The organism is Nocardia coubleae NBRC 108252, from assembly GCF_001612805.1.
GTDB lineage: Bacteria > Actinomycetota > Actinomycetes > Mycobacteriales > Mycobacteriaceae > Nocardia > Nocardia coubleae.
Genome location: NZ_BDBD01000006.1, coordinates 1 through 18245, shown reverse-complemented (window position 1 = coordinate 18245; position 18245 = coordinate 1). Strand labels below are relative to the sequence as shown.

Below are 18245 nucleotides of genomic sequence, written 5' to 3'. Positions count from 1 at the left end.
ACCATGGGGTCATGCTCGAAGTGGTGATGGCGGCGGCCATGGTGACGATGCTCGTGGTCATGATCGGCGCCCTCCTGACCAGGCGTGGCGGCGGTGGCGGAGTTCAGGTCGAGCACGGGTCGCTGTCGGTGACCGGGGTGAGCCCGCTGCCCGCCATGACCGGCGAGCACTACGTGACCATCACCGGAACCATCACCGGCCCGTCGGTGCCCGCGAAGGTCGTGTACGGGCGGTTCGCGTGGGACGCGGCGCAGTGGCCGTCGATCGGCGACCAGCTCGATGTGGTCTACTCACCGCGCAACCCCGACCGCTGGTCCGCACAGCACCCGGGCCTGCGCCCATATCTCGGTAGCTGAGACGGTCCCGGTAGCCGGGACGGGTGCGTCGAAGCTCACAGCCGCCCGGGTGCGATCATGCGGGAATGCACGGCAACAACCACGCAACAGTGAGCGGTCCGCAGATCCGGACCGCGCAGCCCGACGAATACGACGCCATCTCCGCCCTCACCGTCGACGTGTACGTCGGCGACGGGTATGTGCCCGCCGACAACGACTACACGCGGGAACTGGGTGACGCGGCGCACCGGGCCGCGCACGCACAGGTGCTCGTCGCCCTGCACGAAGGGCAGGTCGTCGGATCGCTCACCATCGCCGAACCCGGCAGCCCCTACGCCGAGATCGCCCGCCCCGGCGAACTCGAGTTCCGGATGCTCGCGGTGTCGAAGCGGGCGCGTGGCCTCGGGGTGGGAACGGCGTTGGTGCGCACCGTGATCGAGGAAGCGAAAGCGGGCGGCTACGAGGCGGTGGCGCTGACGACCATGTCCACCATGGTCGACGCGCATCGCATCTACGAGCGTCTCGGCTTCGTCGCTGTGCCCGAACGCAATTGGAGCACCGACGACGGCCTGCCGCTGTTCGTGATGCGGTTGGCGCTCAGTTGAGCACGGTCGCCACGATGCCCGCGAGGTAGCCGAGCCGCGCGACCTCGGACGGGCGGAAATCGGGACCGCCCGGGCGGCCGAGCAGCAGCGCCTTACCTGACCCGCCGAGCGGCGCGGCCGCGAGCTTGGTGTCCATGTCGCGCCAGATCTGCGGCACCCATTCGGCTTCGCCGTCGAGCCACATCGGCTTCTCGATGGGCATCCACGGAGCCGAACCCGCTTGTGTCTCAGGGGCACTCGGGCTGCCGACCACCCGGTAGGCGCCCGACGGTCCGAGCGCGATGATGGTCGACCAGCCCGCCCGTAACACCCGTGGCACCCCGTCGACGAGGACCTGCATGCGGTCGTCGCGCGCGCCGGCGACCTGATCGATCAGCTCGAGTTCGCGGTGCGTGTCGAGGACGCCGGAGTACGGGCGGATGGAGTCGACACTCACATCGCGCACGGATTCGGCGGCGGTGATGAGGGTGTCGGGCAGTGCGCCGGTTGGCACTTCGACGACCAGATCGTCGATGGCGAATCCCGCGCCGCGCTCGACGACGTCGAGCGAGAGGATGTCCGCGCCCACTCCGCCGAGTGCCAATGCGAGGGAACCGAGGCTTCCCGGTCGATCCGGAAGTTGCACGCGGAGCAGGTATGACACGTGCGTTCCTTTCCTTGACGGCCGAGGCTGTTCGAGACGAATACCCGGTGAAGCAATACTTACACCCCCAACCGGGGGATCTCGACTCGAGTATGACCCCATCGCGCCGAGGAGGGCGAACTTTCGTGCGAGGCGGGTGCGTCCGGGGCTGTTCGCCCACCTCGTTAGGCTGTACCGGAAGTTCTTCCCACCCGAAGCCGAAAGGGGTCCCGCGGTGCCCGCAATCTCCCGCGACGAGGTCGCTCACCTCGCCCGGCTGTCCCGGCTGGCGTTGACCGACGCCGAACTCGACCAGTTCGCCGGTCAGCTGGATTCGATCCTCAGCCACGTCCGGACCATTTCCGAGGTCGCCGCCGACGTCCCCGCCACCGCATCGCCGAACCCGACGACCAATGTGACCAGGCCCGACGTGGTCGTGCCCGGCCTCACCCCCGAGCAGGCGCTGGACCAGGCGCCCGCCGTGGAAGAACAGCGTTTCCTGGTCCCGCAGATTCTGGGAGAGGGCGAATGAGCGAGTTGACCACGCTGTCGGCGGCCGAGCTGGCGAGCAAGATCCACGGCGGCGAGGTGTCCTCCACCGAGGTCACCCAGGCGCACCTGGACCGCATCGGCAAGGTCGACGGCGAGCTCAACGCCTTCCTGCACGTCGCGAGCGAGCAGGCGCTGGCCGCGGCCGCCGTGGTGGACGCCGCGATCGCCGCGGGGGAGCAGCCCGCCTCGCCGCTGGCGGGAGTTCCGTTGGCGCTCAAGGACGTTTTCACCACCACCGACATGCCGACCACGTGTGCGTCGAAGGTGCTCGAGGGGTGGATGTCGCCCTATGACGCCACCGTGACCACCCGGTTGCGCGCGGCAGGCATCCCGATTCTCGGCAAGACCAATATGGACGAGTTCGCCATGGGTTCGTCCACCGAGAACTCCGCGTACGGCCCCACCCGCAACCCGTGGGACACCACCCGCATCCCGGGCGGTTCCGGCGGTGGTTCGGCGGCCGCGCTGGCCTCGTTCCAGGCGCCGCTGGCCATCGGCACCGATACCGGTGGGTCGATCCGTCAGCCCGCCGCGGTCACCGCGACCGTCGGCGTCAAGCCCACGTACGGCACCGTGTCGCGGTACGGTCTCGTCGCATGCGCGTCGTCGCTCGACCAGGGTGGGCCGTGTGGTCGCACCGTGCTCGACACCGCGCTGCTGCACGAGGTGATCGCCGGGCACGACCCGCGCGACTCCACCTCGCGCAAGGTGCCGGTCGCCCCGGTGGTCGAGGCCGCGCGCCAGGGCGCCAACGGTGACCTGACCGGTGTGCGTGTCGGTGTGGTGCGCGAATTGCATTCCGACAGTTACCAGCCCGGCGTGATCGCCTCCTTCGACGCCGCCGTCGCGGTGCTGAAGGAACTGGGCGCCGAGGTGATCGAGGTGTCGTGCCCGAGCTTCGAGTACGCGCTGTCCTCGTACTACCTGGTGATGCCGTCGGAGGTGTCGTCGAACCTGGCGCGCTTCGATGCCATGCGCTACGGCCTGCGCGTCGGTGACGACGGCAGCCACAGCGCCGACCAGGTGATGTCGCTGACCCGTGAGGCCGGTTTCGGCCCGGAGGTCAAGCGCCGCATCATCATCGGCACCTACGCGCTGTCGGCCGGCTACTACGACGCCTACTACGGTCAGGCTCTGAAGGTGCGCACGATGATCGCGCGTGACTTCGACGCGGCCTACGAACAGGTCGACGTGCTCGTCTCGCCGACCAGCCCGTTCACCCCGTGGAAGCTGGGCGAGAAGGTCGGCGACCCGCTCGCCATGTACCTGTCGGACCTGTGCACCCTGCCGACCAACCTCGCCGGGCACCCCGGCATGTCGGTGCCGTCGGGGCTGTCGGCCGACGACAACCTGCCCGTGGGTCTGCAGATCATGGCGCCCGCGCTGGCCGATGACCGCCTGTACCGGGTCGGTGCGGCCTACGAGGCGGCCCGTGGTCCGCTGCCCACCCCGGGCGCGGTCTGAGGGTTCGTACCGAGCGGGGCTCGTCGAGGATGAGAATCCTTGGCGGGCCCCGCTTTTCGTAGGCGCGGACAGCGAGGTCGGTTCGCGGCCGGGCGGTCATCGCGCCGAGTCCAGCGCGCGGGCGACGTTACGAGACGGCGCGAGCGGCTACCCCGGCCGTCATGGCGTCGAACCCGGCACGCAGGTGCTTGCCGAGCGCCAGGGTGACGACGGGGCTGAGCCAGCCGGCCAGGGTGAAGCGCGATTCGTAGCGGCAGCGGTCCTCGCCGAGCGGGACCACGGTGTGCGAGCGCAGGCTGTGCAGCGCGCCCAGCGGCACCGGCTTCATCGCGTAGCTGAACTCGACGCCCGGCGTGTGGGTGCGGATCCACTCGCGCTGGGCGCGCTTGTTGCCGCCGAGATTCACCATCATGTCGATCGGCTCGCCGGGCACCAGGGTGCTCGAGGCCTCGTAGCAGAAGGTATTCCACTCGCCGTAGTGTGCGAAATCGGTGAGCACCTGCCAGACTTTCGCGGCGGGGGCATCGATCTCGACCGTCTCGTCGATCACCAGAGTCATGCGTGAAAGCTAGAACAAGTTCTAGAAATCGGCAATGTGGTCAGATCACGCGGCGACGTTTGCGCAGCGCGTCGATGATCACCGCGCAGGCGGCCGTCACCGCGAACAACCCCAGCACCGTGCGCGCCAAGGGCCACAGGTTGGGCCGGTCGGCGGGGTCGGTCTCGGCGAAGACGTTCTCCACCACCGGTGCGGCGTAGTCCTGCCTTCGCGAGTTCACGTCGACGGCGGTGAAGGCGATATCGGCCATCACACCGCAGCGCGCGCGGGAGAACTCGTCGTCGCGCAGCTCACAGGCGGCGTGGATGCGTCGGTTCAGGGCCGCGTCCACCGAGCGCCGTGCCCACGGGCCCAGCGGCTCGTCGACCCGCTCGGCGTAGCGCAGCATGTCGTAGCCCAGGTCGTGGGCCTTGCAGGCGGCCTCGAACTCGCCCGGCAACGTCACCGGGGAGGAGCAGCCGCCGTTCGGGTTCACCAGCATGCCGTCCTGCTCGGCGGGGTCGTACCCGAACTTGAAACCGAAATCGCGGGGGATCAGCGCGGGTGCGTCCGGGTCGTCGTCGGTGAGGGAGCGCACCACGGCGGTGGCGGCCGCGTTCTCGACCCCGCTGCCCGGGGTGGTACCCATCGCGCCCGGTGCCGACATCACGACCGCGGAGGCCATCGCGAGCCCGGCGGTGCACAGCGCGATGCCGCTGCGGCGGCGATGGGGAGTGGTGGTGTCGGCGGGCGACGCGGAACCTGTGGCACGGGCACGGCGAGCGGCGGGTGCCGGGCGAAGCGGGGTTTTCATGGCCTCCGACAGTAAGGAGCGGGTCGTACGGCGGGCATCCCGCTGTGGACCGGTTTCGCGAGGCGCGCGGGTGGTGTCCCGGCGCCGGGGTCACACCAGGGTAGGGGGTCGCAGTTGGTTCGTGGGTATGAGGTGGGTCGGTGACCGGTTTCCTAGGCTCAGGACCATGACCGGACAACTGCGTACCTCCGTGCGCCGGATCGACGCGACCACTTGGTTCGACCTGGGAACCGTGCTGGTAGCGCTCATTCTGTACAGCATCGCGTGGCCCACGCTGTTCGTCACCCACCAGGTGCCCGCCGCTGTCGCACCGCTGATCTCGGGGCTCGCGGTGTTCCCGCTCCTGCTCGTCCGGCTCAATCCCGCCCTCGGCTGGGCCGTCTCCGCGGGGTCGGCGCTGCTCATCTCGCTGGTGATCTCGCCGACCGCCGACAGCGACCTGCCGTTCCAGGTGGTGCACGTCATCGTGCTGTTCGTGCTGCTGTTCGCGGTGGCGTTGCGCGCGCCGCTGCCCGTGGTGGTCGTCGCGTGGGCTGGGCAATCGATGCTGTTCGCCACGACCATGCCCGGTTCGGCCGACGGTCCGCTGTGGGGGTGGCCGGTCGGGTTCGGTGCGCTCGCGCTGCTCGGCTACCTGCTGCAGACCCTCGGCGCCTCGCGGGCCAAACTCGAGGAACAGGCCGAGGTGACCGAGGTGGAACGCGCGCGCCGCGCCATCCTCGAGGAGAAGGCGCGCATCGCCCGCGACCTGCACGATGTGGTCGCCCATCACATGTCGATGGTGGTGGTGCAGGCCCAGACCGCGCCCTACCGGATCACCGACCTGCACCCGGCCGCCGCGGCGGAATTCGAATCCATCGGTGCCACCGCGCGCACCGCGCTCAACGAGATCCGCGGCATGCTCGGCGTGCTGCGCAGCGACGGGCAACTGCCCGAACACGCACCGCAACCGCGCGCCGCCGACGTGCCCGCGCTGTGCGAGTCGGCCGCGCGTGCCGGTCTGCCCGTCGAGTGGACCGTCGACGGTGATCTGTCGACCGTGCCCGAGACCACCGGGCTGGTCGTGTACCGCGTCGTCCAGGAATCGATGGCCAACTGCGCGCGGCACGCACCCGGCGCCCCTGTGCGCGTCGCGGTCGGTGTGCGGCCCGGGCTGGTGACGGTGACGGTCCACAACGACCCCGCCACCGGTGTGCCGAGCAAGAGCACGGGCGGCGGGCACGGCATCGACGGCATGCGCACCCGGGTGGCGGCGGTCGGCGGACAACTGCTCGCCGGACCCACTGCGACCGGCGGATTCGAGGTCTCGGTGACGCTGCCGACCCCGTAAGGTGGTCGCGTGGCTATTACCGTCTTGATCGCCGACGACCAGGCGATGGTCCGGCAGGGCTTCGGCGCTCTGCTCGGTGCCCAACCCGACATCAGCGTCGTCGGCGACGCCCCCGACGGCAAAGTGGCCGTCGCCGAAGCCAAACGGCTTCGCCCCGACGTCGTGCTGATGGATGTGCGCATGCCCGAGATGAACGGGCTCGACGCCGCCCGCGCCATCCTCGCCGCCGGTTTCGACCCGCCTGTGCGGGTGCTCATGCTCACGACCTTCGACATCGACGACTACGTGTACGAGGCACTGAGCCTCGGCGCCAGCGGATTCCTGCTCAAAGACGCACCCGCGGAGGAGTTGGTGCGCGCGGTGCGGGTGGTCGCCGACGGACAGGCCCTGCTCGCACCGACGATCACCCGCCGCTTGATCGCGGATGTGACCCGGCGGCGCAACACCGTGCGCACCGCACCCTCGCCCGCTCTGTCGACACTGACACCGCGCGAACGCGAAGTACTCGAGCTGGTGGCCAAGGGTCTGTCCAACACCGAGATCGCGAGCGAACTGTTCGTGGCCGAGCAGACCGTGAAAACGCATGTGTCCAAAGTCTTTTCCAAGCTCGGCCTGCGCGACCGGGCCCAAGCGGTCGTCCTCGCCTATGAATCCGGTCTGGTCGTTCCCGGCTGAGCGGGCCCGCTCAGCGCGGGCACACTCCGCCCCGCAGGTCGGGCAGATGACGTGCCAGCAGCAGCGCCATCCGGTCGAGCAGTGCGGTGGTGTCCTCGAAGCTGCCCGAATCCGCCTGTGCGGCAAGGGCGACCGCCAATTGGCCACTGCCGACGGGGATCAGCCCGAACTGGCGGACCGTGTACATGCCGGTGTCGTCGTCGGGACCCCAGCCGCCCTTGAACTCCGCGTGATCGAGCAGGCCGAGACCCCAGCCCTGCTCGGGGGTGATCTCACCCATCAACCGCATCACGACCTCGGTGTCGGGCAGGCACGGCAGCTTGGAGGCGAAGCGCACCTGGTTGGCCAGCGACCATTCGGTGACACCGAAGGCCGTGTAGTCGAGTTCGGTACGCATCCCCGGTTTGTCGGCGTTCACCTCACCGGCCTCGTCGAGTACCTGCTGCACCGCCTCGGCCGCCGCCGTGCCGTCGCCGAGGGACTGCCACAGGCCATAGGCGGCGTCGTTGTCCGACACCGTGATCGCGGCCTGCACCATCTCGAAGATGGACTGGTCGTGGTCGTGGCGCAGGGCGGCGACGGCGAGCGGAACCTTGATGGTGGACCAGGCGATGCCGGTGGTCCAGTCGCCGTAGATCGTCATCCGTCCGCCGCCGACCGGCATCAACGCCATCCCCACCTGGCCGGGCAGGGTCGCCTGCAGCTGGGTGAATTCGGCGGCCAGCGAGTCGGGCAGGATCACCGACTGGCCGGGACGCCAGGCCTCGCCCTCGTCGCGCTGGACCGTCGGTGCCGTCGCGGCGGTCGGGTTGCCGGGCACCGCGCACGAGCCGGTCAGCGCCGCCGACATCAACAGCACACCGGACACGAGACCGCGACAGGCAGCCTTCACAGTAGAGCCAGCCACCTGAAAACCCTCCCCACCACCGGTTGCGCGGAGGCGCTGTGCTCCGGCGGTGCAAACTACTCGTCTAGCGCGCCCGGACGATCTCGGGCGTATGCCAGTAAGTTTCGCATATGCCGGGACGGTCGCGCTGTCCGGCGACGGGCGCTTAAAGGGGGTCGTGGTGCACGAGATCGGTGATGTGTTCGCCGGGTTCACCATCGAACGGATGCTCGGCCAGGGCGGTATGGGGACGGTGTATCTGGCGCGGCACCCGCGCCTGGACCGGTTGACCGCGTTGAAGCTGCTCAACCGGGATCTGTTCGCGGACGCGCGGATTCGGGCCAGGTTCGAGCGGGAAGCGGATCTGGCCGCGGCGCTGGATCATCCCGGCATCGTCACCGTGTTCGATCGGGGCGCCGAGGACGAACAGCTGTGGATCAGCATGCAGTACGTCGACGGGATCGACGCGGCCACCGTCGACCCGCGTACCCTGCCACCGCAGCGCGCGGTGCAGATCATCGAAGGTGTCGCCGACGCACTGGATTACGCGCACGGGCACGGTGTGCTGCACCGGGACGTGAAGCCGGCCAACATCTTGCTTGCGCGATCCGGCGGCGGGCAGGGGGAGCGGGTGTTCCTCACCGACTTCGGGATCGCCCGTCTGCGCGCCGACTCCACCCACCTCACCCAGCAGGGCATGTTCACTGCCACCTTGGCCTACGCCTCGCCCGAACAGATGACCGGCGCCGAGCTCGACCACCGCTCCGACCAGTACTCCCTGGCCTGCACCCTGTACTGGCTGTTCACCGGCCTGGCGCCCTTCGACTCACCCGACCCCAACGAGATCATCCGGGGCACGCTTTACGCACCCCCACCGCCACTCGCCCTGCGCCGCACGGGCCTACCGCCCGCCATGGATGCGGTCCTCGCCGCAGCCATGGCCAAACATCCCGCGGCCCGCTACGAGTCGTGCACCGCATTCGCCAAGGCGGCCCGCCGGGCCCTCACGTCGACCAAGCCGCCCGTCCTTCCTGCGTCGTACTCGCCGCAACCTGTCCCGGGGCAGCTGGCATCCATGCCGGCCCCTGGTTATGCGCCACCGTTACCCGCTGCCCCCCAACCGAATTGGCACCCGGCGGCACCTCCAGTGGCACCGGCCGGCCCGCCCGGCGGGCAGCCCTACGTCGGCCAGCCGCCGGTGCAGCCGCCGGTTCAGCAGCCTGTGGCTCAACCGCCGGTGCAGCAGGGTCTGGCCCCGCAGCCGCTTCCACAACAGCCTGGGGTTCAACCGCCTGCACAGCAGCTCGCGCCTCAGCCTCCGCCGCCTCAACTGTTCGCGCCGCCTGTGTCTCACCAGCCTGCGGCCCAACCGTCGGCCCAGCGACCACCGGCTCAGACTGTCGCGCAGCAGCCTCCGGTCGAGCAGTCACCAGCCCAGCCCGCTCAGCAGCAGTCGGCGCCACCGCCGGGTCGTGCTCCGGGTGCAGCGAAAGCCGCTGCGGCAGACGGTTCGTCGTCGATCGGCAGTGCAGTTGTGCCCGCCGAACCCGTCGCAGAGGAGGTGTCGAGCACCGCTGCGACCGATGTCCTCGGTATGCCGAACCAGGATCGCTCGGACTCCGAAAATACCTCGGCACAAACGGAAGTCACTGCTGTTCCTGGCATGGCCGCGACTAGACAGGACAGCACACCGGGAGCAGCCGGTGGTGCGACGCACACGACGACCAGCGGTGCGGAAGCGCACTCGCCGGTCACCGAGGTCGACGGAGAAAGTGTCGCCAGTTCGGCTGTGGAAGCTGCCGAGCCGGCGGCCCCGCGCGCAGAGCCCGCCTGGGGAGATGGAGCGGCGGCGAGCGCGCGGCCGACGTCGACCGGAAGTGGAACCCCAGCGGTCGGCAGCGCGGAAGTCGGGAACGCACGCACGCACGTCGATATGCCTGACGGTTCAGCGGTTTCGGGTGCTGGAAAACACAACGCCGATGCCGAGTCGGACACCGATGGCGGCGCTGAAGAACTGCCCGATCGGGGCGATTCCGCTGCGCCGGATCTGAAAGACGAGTCGGATCATGGTGCTTCCCCTGCCGGCGACCCCGTAACAGGTGCCGCGGCGGTGGACCGGCCGTTTGCGCTCGGCGGCGTGCCGGGGTCGGACGGTGGTGAGAACGTGGCGTCGCCCCCGGCTGCTGGGGAGGCGGCGCAGGGCGGAGAAGGCTCCGACGTCCCGGATCTCGGTGCGCACCGGGATGGTTCGGGTGGCGGTGAGCGCGGGCACGATGTCGGGGCGGTGCCTTCGCAGGCCGGGGCCGCACCGGTCGCGTCGGCAGGGACGCCGATGCAACCGCCGGGGGGAGGGCCGGGAATGGGTGGTCCTGGACGGCCGCCGCAAGGACGGCATCCTTGGCCGGTTCCCTATCGCCGGCAGTCGGCGGTGTCTCGGCCGGTGTCGGGGTTGCAGCGGCTCGGGTGGGTGGTGCTCGCTGCGCTGGTTGCCGTGTTGGTGACGGTGGTTCTGGCGCTGGTCGTGGTGGTTCTGCCGGATGGGGACGACGACGAGGGCGCCGTCGGAGGTGTGGTGCCGGGGCCGTCGAGTGCCGTGGCCGAGGCGACCGATTCGTTCCTGGCGAGCAGGCGGGTGTTCCCGACGCTGGTCCCGCAGGGCACCGGGATCGAGGGGCAGGGGTATCGCGGGGCGAATTGTGTCGGGGTTCGGCAGGTGAGCGAATTGGAGTGGAAAGAGCCTGCGCTGCAGTGGAACCCGATCACCGCGGGATGGCAGTGTGAGCGGGTGGAGAACGGGCTCGGTGCGGTGAGCTATCTCGTCCTCGAATACGCGAACTCCGCGCAGGCCCGCTCCGCCATGGACGCATTCCCCGCCGCCGTCCGCTTCGGGGCGGAGAAGGACGGTGTGCCGGTGACGGTGCGGCGCTGGGTGGTGCCCGATCCGGCCACCAGCCGAGTCCAGACCGCGCACCAGGTGATCGGCTTCCCCGGCGATCCGGACCGCGACAACTATCTCGTCGTGGTGAGTCGCCGGGGCAGCAGCGGGACCGGCGGCGCACCGCGGCCCTCCGCCCAGGACGAGGTGATCGCCTGGTGGGCGGAGGTGCCGCTGTGACCTCAGTCGACGGCCAGCGCCGCGACGATCGGCATGCGGGACGCGCGCACGGCGGGCGGGATGGAGCCGAGTAGCGCCAGCCCCAGCGCGACGATGCCGTATACGATGAGCAGCGGGCTCGGCGCGTAGGCGATGTCGATGGTCATGGCGTGCCCGATCGCCACGGTGCCCAGGTACTGGACCGCCGCACCGGTGACCATGCCGATCGCCGCACCGACGATCCCGATCCCCGCCGCCTCGGCGAGGACCGAGCGCAGCAGGAACTTGCGATTGGTTCCCATGGCCCGCAGCACCCCGAGCTCGCGGCGCCGTTCGATCACCGAAAGCATCAGCGTGTTCAGCAATGCCACCGTGGCCACCAGCACCACGATCCACAGGATCATGGTGCTCATCGCCGCACCCTGCTCCACGCTCGATGAGATGGCCGCGACCATGGCGGCACCGGTGTCGACATGGATCGGCTCGGGCACCACGGCCCGCACCGCCGCCTGCACCGCGGCCGGATCGGCACCCGGTTCGAAACGCACCGCGAGCACCGTCTCGCCGGGCCGCTGATACCACTCCCGCATCTGGTCCAGGCTCATCATCACCACCCCGGAAATCGCGGTGAAGTACGGAATCACTTGGAGCACAGTGGATGTGCGCTCGCCCGACGGAGTGGGCATGGTGATCCGATCGCCCACCTCGAGGTCCAGCGACCGGGCCACGTCGCGGGTGACGACCACGCCTTCCCCGCGCGCCATCCGGTCGATGACGGCCGGGTCGACGGCGCCGAGCCTGCTGTCCTCGACCCGCGGCGGGTAGCCCTGCAGCATCACCCGCCCGCTGCCGATGGTCGCGAACGCCATCTGTCCCGGGCTCACGTACTCGACGCCGGGCACGGCGGCGACCTTGTCCGACACGTCGGCGGGGAGCACGGGCCCGGTGGGAAACTGTTCGACCGGACTCGGACTCACATACAGGTCGGCTTCACCGAGACTCTGGAACGAGTCGGTCGCCGAATCGACCATGTTCTGCGACGCGCCGCCGAGCGCGACGACCGCGGCCACCCCGATCGTCACCGTCATCGCCGTCGCCCACACGCGGCGCGGCGCACGTTCCAGTGTGGTCGCACCGAGTGCCCCGGGCGCACCGAACCAGCGGGCGATCGACCCGGCCGCCCGCACGATCGGCCCGGTCGCGGCGAAGCACAACACCACCGTCGCGGTGAACGACACGGTGATCGCCGCCAACGAGAGCCGGCCGAGATCGATATAGGCAAGCGCGACGGCCGCACCGATGAGAGCGATACCGCCGACCAACGCGGCCCACCGCAGCCCGCGCCCCGCGGCGGCGACATCGCCCGACTCGACAGGGGCGAGCGCCTCGACCGGCGCGACCTGATACACCTGCCGGGCCGCGATCGCCGCGGCCAGCACGGTCGCGATCACACACGCGGCGATCGCGACGGGCACCGCGTAGTTCGGGACGAGGAACTCGGTGCGCGCCTCCACCGACTGCACCATCGCGGCAGGCAGCCGGTCGATGGAGAACCGGCCCATCACGGCACCGATGGCCGAACCGATCGCGCCGCCGACGAGCCCGAGTATCGCCGCCTCCACGAGCAGATCACGCACCATCGGTCCACGCTGACCGCCGATCGCGCGCAGCAACGACAGCATCGGCCTGCGTTGTGCCACAGCCATACTCATCGCGTTGTAGATCAGGAAGGCCGCCACGATCAGCGCCGCCGCCGAGGACATCAGCGTCGAGTACCGCATGATCTGGATGGCGCCACCCGCCTGTGCCGTCCGCAGGCTGGGTTCGGCGACCACGGCCCGTCCGTCGACCGCCGCGGTGAGCGCCGCGCGCAGCTCGGCGATATCGGTGCCGGGCTTCGCCATGATCTGCACCGAATCGAGCCTGCCGACCCGGTCGGTGAGGAACTGGGCCAGTGGCAGCGGCGCGGCGACGACGTGACCACCGTTGAGACGATCGGTGGCCGCCTCGTCGAGCACAGCGGCGACCGTCGCGGTGCCGCCGCCGATCGGGATCGAGTCACCCTCGCGGTAACCCGTCGCCGCACCCACCAGCACGCCGCGCGGCGTGCTGACCAGCTTGGCCGTGTACTGCGACATGGGTCCGGTCAGATCGCCGCCGAGCGCGCTGATGTTCTGGTCGGCGCCGATCAGCAGAGCCCGGTCGGGGCCCGCGCCGAGCGTGCTGCGCAGCATGGGAGCCGCCGTCGCCACACCGGGCGTGGCCGAAATGGCGGGCAGCAGAGACTGTTCGAAGCCCGCGTCGGTGATACCGGTGATCTCGAGGACCGCATTGCCTGCGAGCCCCTTGGTGAGCCGGTCGACCGACCCGGTCACCGATCCGGAGATGCTCAGCACCGCGACGAGCAGCGCCGCCGACACCGCCATCACCGCGGTCGACATGATGGTGCGGCCCGGATGCCGGACGAGGTCACCGATATTGAACAGCCGCAACCGATCCAGTGCCGCGATCATGCGCGCACCCGCGCGGGCACCTGGTCGTCGGCCCCGATCTGCCCGTCGCGCAACGTGATCACGCGATCGCAGTAGGCAACGGCACCCATGTCGTGGGTGACCATCACCACCGAATTGCCCTGCGCGGTGATGTCACCGAGCAGGCCCAGAATCGACTCACCGGTCTTGGAGTCCAGGTTGCCCGTGGGTTCGTCGGCCAGGATCAGCGGCGGGTCCATGATGAGTGCGCGCGCCACCGCCACCCGCTGCATCTGTCCGCCCGAGAGCTCGGCGGGTCGGTGCTGCGCGCGGTCACCGAGCCCGACGAGGTCGAGCAGTTCCAGCGCGCGCGGCTTGGCCTTGCGTAATCCGGTGCCGTCCAGCAATTTCGGTACGGCCACGTTCTCCCAGGCCGACAGCGTGGGCAGCAGGTTGAAGAACTGGAAGACGAAACCGACCTGCTCGAGCCGGAACGCGGCCTGCCGGTCTTCGTCGAGATCCCCGATCTCGGTGCCGCGGAAGCGAATCGAACCCTCGTCGGGCCGGTCGAGTGCGCCGAGCAGGTGCAGCAGCGTTGACTTGCCCGAACCGGACGGACCGATGATCGAGGTGAACTGCCCGGTCTCGATGCGCAAGCTCACGTCGTCGAGCGCGCGGACCTGCTGGTCACCTACGCGATACCGCTTGACGACGCCGGTCAATTCCAGCATCGGAGGTTGCGGTGTGCCGTTATCGGTCATGTGTTGTCCCCCAAGGGTATTCGGGTGGCGGATCTCAGCGCGCCAGGGCGCGGTCGCGGGTAGTCTGCCCGATCGCGGTGTGCGCGTCGAGAAGAGCACGCAGCGCGGGCTGTTCGGCCGCGAGCTCGAGATAGGCCTCGACCAGGGTTTTGCCGTCGAACTCGGCCTGCTCGACTTTGACGCGCAGGTGGTTGTCCCAGCGGTTCGCCAGCGCCCGGAGCAGGCCGTCGACGCCGCCGAAGAGACGGTCCAGATCCGGTAGACCGGCGAAGAGACCCGGGTCGTTCGGGTCGACCTGCGCCCTGGCGAGAACGGTGTGCACGATGTCGGTGCGTTGATGCAGCTCGGTCCAGGTCATGAACTTCACCTTCCGTGAGCGGGTGCAGCCAACGCTACGGAGCGCGAAGCGGCGATTCGTCGTGCCGGAGACGCGACTTCTTCTCCTACCCAGGTAGGAGACGCGGACCGTTCCCGGGACGATGTCGGGGGCTGCCCAGGCGGCTAGCCTGACAGGATGGAGGTGATCGACACCGTTGCGGCACGGCGGCCGAGGCCGACGGCCCGGCTGCGCGCGGTGGCGCACCGCTTCACCGAGTCCGTGCGGACGCGGCTCGCCTCGCTGCCCTACGACTATCCGCCCGCCCTGATCGTGTCGGCCGACGTGGCCTTGCTCGCGGTCACCGGCGCTGCGATCATCCAGCGCCACGAGTACTTCCCGACCGTGCTCCCGCTGCTCGCCATGTTCGCGGCGTTCCTGCCGGTCCCGCTGTACGCGCTGTTCGACATCAAGCCCTATCCCGTCCTGCTGAAGTCCAGCGGGCTGCTGGCCTGCGCGCTGTTCCTGCTGCAACCAGTCCCCGCCGACTTCGCCCCTTTCGTCCTCGTCGTCGTCGCGGGCGAGGTGGCCGCGGTGACGACCCGGGGCATGACGCTCGGTTTCACCCTGCTCGCGATCGCCGAACTGGTCGCCTTCGACCTGGCCGGACACCTGGAGTGGGGTGGCGAACGGCTGGAAGGTCTGCCGATGTACGTGCTCGGCATCGTGCTCGGCACCTTCGTCGGGATGATGCTGCAGTACCAGCGCCGGTTCCTGTACCAGGAACGCGAGAACCAGGCCATCCGAGCCGGTCAGGCCGCCGACGAGGAACGACGCAGGATCGCGCGCGAAGTACACGACGTGATCGCGCACTCGCTCTCGATCACCCTGCTGCACCTCACCGCCGCGCGCCGCGCACTGCAAACCGACGAGGACGTCACCGAGGCGGTGGAGGCGCTCGTCGACGCGGAACGCCTCGGCCGCCAGGCCATGGCCGATATCCGCCGCACCGTCGGCATGCTCGACACCAGTCCCGCCCAGCCGAAGCCGGAACCCGGCGCCGCCGATATCGACGAACTGGTCGGTGACTTCCGGCGCGCGGGACTCACCGTCGACTACCAGCGCACCGGTGAGCTGTCGGTCGTCACCGGCGCGGTCGGCCACGCGCTGTACCGCATCGGGCAGGAATCGCTGGCCAATGTCGCCAAACACGCACCGGGTGCCGCGGCGACGGTGCGGCTGGACATGACACCGGAACTCGCCGCCCTCGAGGTGCGCAACGCTCTGCCTCTCGGCCCGCCACCACGCCTCGGCACCGGAATGGGCTTGCGCGGCATGCGCAAACGCACCGAACTGCTCGGCGGAACCATCAGGGCCGGAATCGACGACGACGGCTGGACCGTGCATGCCCAGTTTCCGCTGAAATCGGGCTCCTGCGGAACGCTGTCCACCATGCTGCCCGGCTTGCTCCGGCCGAAAACCCAGGAGGACCAGTGACGGCCGCCGCGCCGATCGACAACCCCGTCTCCGTGCTCGTCGTCGACGACCAGGAACTGGTGCGCGGCGGACTGCGCCGCATCCTGCGCCGTCGCGACGGGTTCGTCGTCAGCGAATGCGCCGACGGTGACGAGGTGGCGGCCGCCGTCGCCGCCGAACGGCCCGACGTGGTGCTGATGGACCTGCGCATGAAACGGGTCGGCGGCATCGATGCGACCCGTTTGCTGCGCGCGCGATCCGACGCGCCACCGGTCCTCGTCCTCACCACCTTCGACGACGACCAACTGCTGTCGGGCGCCCTGCGCGCGGGCGCGGCGGGCTTCCTCCTCAAGGACTCGCCCGCCGAGGACCTCATCCGCGCCGTCCGTACCGTCGCGGCGGGCGGTGCCTGGCTCGATCCGTCGGTAACCGGTCGGGTGCTCACCGCCTACCGAACCGTGAAACACACCGGTACCCGCACCGACCGCCGCCTCGGCGACCTCACCGCCCGCGAGTACGAGGTGCTCGAACTCATCGGACGCGGCCGGGTCAACGGCGAGATCGCCACCGAACTGGGCATCTCGGAAGTAACTGTGAAAAGCCATGTCGGACACATATTCGGCAAGCTCGACCTGCGCGATCGCGCCGCCGCCATCGTGTTCGCGTTTGACCACGGCATAGTGACACCGGGAGAATCGTCGTTCTGAGACGCGGGTCCCACGGCCCGCAAGACGTGGGAGGCGGACACCGGTGCAGGCACCTGGGTCACGGACGGGGAGCAGATTCGGCCCGTACGAGTTGCGGTCGATGCTGGGCAAAGGCGGCATGGGGGAGGTCTACGAGGCCTACGACACCGGCAAGGACCGGGTAGTCGCCCTGAAGTTGCTGGCCGCCGAACTCGCCCAGGACCCCGCCTACCAGGTCCGGTTCCGGCGCGAATCCCAGGCCGCGGCGAAACTGGCCGAACCGCACGTCATCCCGATCCACGACTGGGGCGTCATCGACGGGGTGCTGTTCATCGACATGCGGCTGGTGCCCGGCACCGACCTGCGGAGCGTGCTGCGCGCCGGGGGGCCGCTGCACCCGGAACGCGCGGTCGCCGTCGTCGAGCAGATCGCCGCCGCCCTCGACGCCGCGCACGCGGGCGGGCTCGTGCACCGCGACGTGAAACCGGCCAACATCCTCGTCACCCCCGCCGACTTCGCCTACCTCGCCGACTTCGGCATCGCCCACACCGAGGGCGACAGCGCGCTCACCCAGGCCGGGATGGCCATGGGCTCCTACATCTACATGGCGCCCGAACGGTTCGACGCCGCCCCCATCTCGCACCGCGCCGACATCTACTCGCTGGCCTGCGTGCTCCACGAATGCCTCACCGGCGCATCCCCTTTCCCCAGCGCCAGCATGAGCGTGCTCATCCGCTCCCACCTGACCGAGGAACCGCCGCGGCCGAGCACCGTGATCGCCGGATTGCCCGTGGCATTCGACGACGTCATCGCCGTCGGCATGGCGAAGGATCCCGCCGAGCGGTACGCGAGTGCCGGTGCGCTGGCGTCCGCCGCCAGGCAGGCCTTGGCCAGCGCACCGGGATCGGCCCCGATCGTCGGCCGTGGGCCGGTCAATGCGCCCGGTCACGGGGTGCCCGCGGCGGCCGGATTCGGTAATGCCGCAGGCGGAATCATCGGTGGTGCCGCTGCTGCCGCGCCAGGAACCGGGGCGCGGGGCACCGATGCCGCCGCAAGACCAGGCACGGGCCGTGGCTCGAACGTGCCGCGCGAGCGGGACGACGAGGCGCAGGAGCAGCCCAAGCCGACGCCGACGGGGGAGTTCCGGGTGGTCGGCGCGGTGACCGCGACCGGCGGCATCGAGACCTCCCGCAGCCAGACCTCCGCGACCGGCGCCCAGCCGACGCTGATCATCCGCCCGCCCGAGGCACGCACCGACACCGCGGGCTTCCACCGCGTTCCGGTCGAGGGCAGCGGCGAGGTGTCCATCCCCGCCGTCATCCAGCCCACCGGCCCCACCGAAATCCACCCCGCGGACACCTATTTCGCGCCGCTCCCGGCCGACGACGCCACCCCCGAACCGGTCGTCCCCACACCACCTCCCGCCTACACCCCCGACCAGGGCCTCCCACGGATGCGCCCGTTCCCCGACGCCCACCTCTACGGCGACAACCAAGCAGGCGAAACCTCCTCGCCAGTCCCGCAACCCAGTGCCCCGCACCCCGGCGGTCTGGCGTACGGCGGTGGTCGACCGGGCGAAACTTCCTCGCCTGTCCCTCAACCCGGCGGCGCTCATCCCGG

17 protein-coding genes are annotated in these 18245 nt (G+C 69.9%); 10 read left to right on the top strand and 7 right to left on the bottom strand.

The features are described from left to right. The first annotated feature begins 11 nt into the window (after positions 1-11). Positions 12-356, top strand: a complete 345-nt coding sequence (locus tag NCO8_RS05415) for a hypothetical protein (protein ID WP_067493220.1) — start codon at positions 12-14, stop codon at positions 354-356. A gap of 65 nt (positions 357-421) precedes the next feature. Continuing rightward, positions 422-940 carry a GNAT family N-acetyltransferase gene (locus NCO8_RS05410; protein ID WP_067636926.1) on the top strand — a complete coding sequence of 173 codons (519 nt, stop codon included), beginning with the start codon at positions 422-424 and terminating at the stop codon, positions 938-940. On the opposite strand, the gene NCO8_RS05405 is transcribed toward NCO8_RS05410, so the two are convergent. Further along, positions 933-1583 carry an ACT domain-containing protein gene (locus tag NCO8_RS05405; protein ID WP_067493223.1) on the bottom strand — a complete coding sequence of 217 codons (651 nt, stop codon included), beginning with the start codon at positions 1581-1583 and terminating at the stop codon, positions 933-935. The genes NCO8_RS05410 and NCO8_RS05405 overlap by 8 nt on opposite strands. A gap of 214 nt (positions 1584-1797) precedes the next feature. On the opposite strand from NCO8_RS05405, the gene gatC reads away from it, so the two are divergent. Together gatC and gatA are read left to right on the top strand one after the other, a co-directional pair. Next, the gene (gatC, locus tag NCO8_RS05400; protein WP_067493225.1) at positions 1798-2094 is read left to right on the top strand and encodes an Asp-tRNA(Asn)/Glu-tRNA(Gln) amidotransferase subunit GatC; all 297 of its coding nucleotides are present in this window, start codon (positions 1798-1800) and stop codon (positions 2092-2094) included. Further along, on the top strand, positions 2091-3578 hold the full coding sequence (gene gatA, locus NCO8_RS05395; RefSeq protein WP_067493227.1) for an Asp-tRNA(Asn)/Glu-tRNA(Gln) amidotransferase subunit GatA: 1488 nt from the start codon (positions 2091-2093) through the stop codon (positions 3576-3578). Before gatC ends, gatA begins: the two co-directional genes overlap by 4 nt. A gap of 127 nt (positions 3579-3705) precedes the next feature. Here gatA and NCO8_RS05390 read toward each other — a convergent pair whose 3' ends face one another. Both NCO8_RS05390 and NCO8_RS05385 read right to left on the bottom strand, forming a co-directional pair. Then, positions 3706-4137 carry an SRPBCC domain-containing protein gene (locus NCO8_RS05390; protein ID WP_067636924.1) on the bottom strand — a complete coding sequence of 144 codons (432 nt, stop codon included), beginning with the start codon at positions 4135-4137 and terminating at the stop codon, positions 3706-3708. A gap of 40 nt (positions 4138-4177) precedes the next feature. Beyond that, entirely contained in the window at positions 4178-4930 is a 753-nt protein-coding gene (locus NCO8_RS05385; protein WP_067636922.1) for a hypothetical protein, read from the bottom strand. 166 nt (positions 4931-5096) lie between these two features. Here NCO8_RS05385 and NCO8_RS05380 point away from each other — a divergent pair, with 166 nt between their 5' ends. Then, positions 5097-6260, top strand: a complete 1164-nt coding sequence (locus tag NCO8_RS05380; protein WP_084456612.1) for a sensor histidine kinase — start codon at positions 5097-5099, stop codon at positions 6258-6260. Between the two features lie 9 nt (positions 6261-6269). Beyond that, positions 6270-6935: a response regulator gene (locus NCO8_RS05375; protein ID WP_067493235.1), complete on the top strand. Its 666-nt coding sequence runs from the start codon at positions 6270-6272 to the stop codon at positions 6933-6935. 10 nt (positions 6936-6945) lie between these two features. Here NCO8_RS05375 and NCO8_RS05370 read toward each other — a convergent pair whose 3' ends face one another. Then, positions 6946-7842, bottom strand: a complete 897-nt coding sequence (locus tag NCO8_RS05370) for a serine hydrolase (protein WP_245655247.1) — start codon at positions 7840-7842, stop codon at positions 6946-6948. A 160-nt stretch (positions 7843-8002) separates the two neighbouring features. Here NCO8_RS05370 and NCO8_RS31075 point away from each other — a divergent pair, with 160 nt between their 5' ends. Next, entirely contained in the window at positions 8003-10936 is a 2934-nt protein-coding gene (locus tag NCO8_RS31075) for a serine/threonine-protein kinase (RefSeq protein WP_157104778.1), read from the top strand. 2 nt (positions 10937-10938) lie between these two features. On the opposite strand, the gene NCO8_RS05350 is transcribed toward NCO8_RS31075, so the two are convergent. Genes NCO8_RS05350 through NCO8_RS05340 form a run of 3 tightly spaced genes read right to left on the bottom strand, consistent with a single transcriptional unit; the run spans position 10939 to position 14505 of the window. After that, positions 10939-13428: an FtsX-like permease family protein gene (locus NCO8_RS05350; protein ID WP_067636913.1), complete on the bottom strand. Its 2490-nt coding sequence runs from the start codon at positions 13426-13428 to the stop codon at positions 10939-10941. Further along, complete coding sequence (locus NCO8_RS05345; RefSeq protein ID WP_225279117.1) at positions 13425-14147, bottom strand: ABC transporter ATP-binding protein; 723 nt, start codon at positions 14145-14147, stop codon at positions 13425-13427. Before NCO8_RS05345 ends, NCO8_RS05350 begins: the two co-directional genes overlap by 4 nt. A gap of 34 nt (positions 14148-14181) precedes the next feature. Next, a complete protein-coding gene (locus tag NCO8_RS05340; protein WP_067493456.1) occupies positions 14182-14505 on the bottom strand; it encodes a hypothetical protein in 324 nt (107 codons plus the stop codon). 156 nt (positions 14506-14661) lie between these two features. Between NCO8_RS05340 and NCO8_RS05335 the strand changes: the two genes are divergently transcribed. From NCO8_RS05335 to NCO8_RS32330, 3 genes are all read left to right on the top strand, one after another. After that, the gene (locus NCO8_RS05335; protein ID WP_084456610.1) at positions 14662-15960 is read left to right on the top strand and encodes a sensor histidine kinase; all 1299 of its coding nucleotides are present in this window, start codon (positions 14662-14664) and stop codon (positions 15958-15960) included. Further along, positions 15957-16646, top strand: coding sequence for a response regulator (locus tag NCO8_RS05330; protein ID WP_174550293.1), 690 nt, complete (start codon positions 15957-15959; stop codon positions 16644-16646). The genes NCO8_RS05335 and NCO8_RS05330 overlap by 4 nt, the downstream gene beginning before the upstream one ends. Positions 16647-16746: 100 nt before the next feature. Next, on the top strand, positions 16747-18245 hold a 1499-nt coding region (locus NCO8_RS32330; protein WP_067636911.1), incomplete at its 3' end, for a serine/threonine-protein kinase.

Excerpts from the sequence above, each read along its gene's own strand:
- NCO8_RS05415 (WP_067493220.1), top strand. The coding sequence starts at position 12 with ATGCTCGAAGTGGTGATGGCGGCGGCCATGGTGACGATGCTCGTGGTC.
- NCO8_RS05410 (WP_067636926.1), top strand. The coding sequence starts at position 422 with ATGCACGGCAACAACCACGCAACAGTGAGCGGTCCGCAGATCCGGACC.
- gatA (WP_067493227.1), top strand. The coding sequence starts at position 2,091 with ATGAGCGAGTTGACCACGCTGTCGGCGGCCGAGCTGGCGAGCAAGATC.
- NCO8_RS05390 (WP_067636924.1), bottom strand. The coding sequence starts at position 4,137 with ATGACTCTGGTGATCGACGAGACGGTCGAGATCGATGCCCCCGCCGCG.
- NCO8_RS05385 (WP_067636922.1), bottom strand. The coding sequence starts at position 4,930 with ATGAAAACCCCGCTTCGCCCGGCACCCGCCGCTCGCCGTGCCCGTGCC.
- NCO8_RS05380 (WP_084456612.1), top strand. The coding sequence starts at position 5,097 with ATGACCGGACAACTGCGTACCTCCGTGCGCCGGATCGACGCGACCACT.
- NCO8_RS05350 (WP_067636913.1), bottom strand. The coding sequence starts at position 13,428 with ATGATCGCGGCACTGGATCGGTTGCGGCTGTTCAATATCGGTGACCTC.
- NCO8_RS05345 (WP_225279117.1), bottom strand. The coding sequence starts at position 14,147 with ATGACCGATAACGGCACACCGCAACCTCCGATGCTGGAATTGACCGGC.
- NCO8_RS05340 (WP_067493456.1), bottom strand. The coding sequence starts at position 14,505 with ATGACCTGGACCGAGCTGCATCAACGCACCGACATCGTGCACACCGTT.
- NCO8_RS05335 (WP_084456610.1), top strand. The coding sequence starts at position 14,662 with ATGGAGGTGATCGACACCGTTGCGGCACGGCGGCCGAGGCCGACGGCC.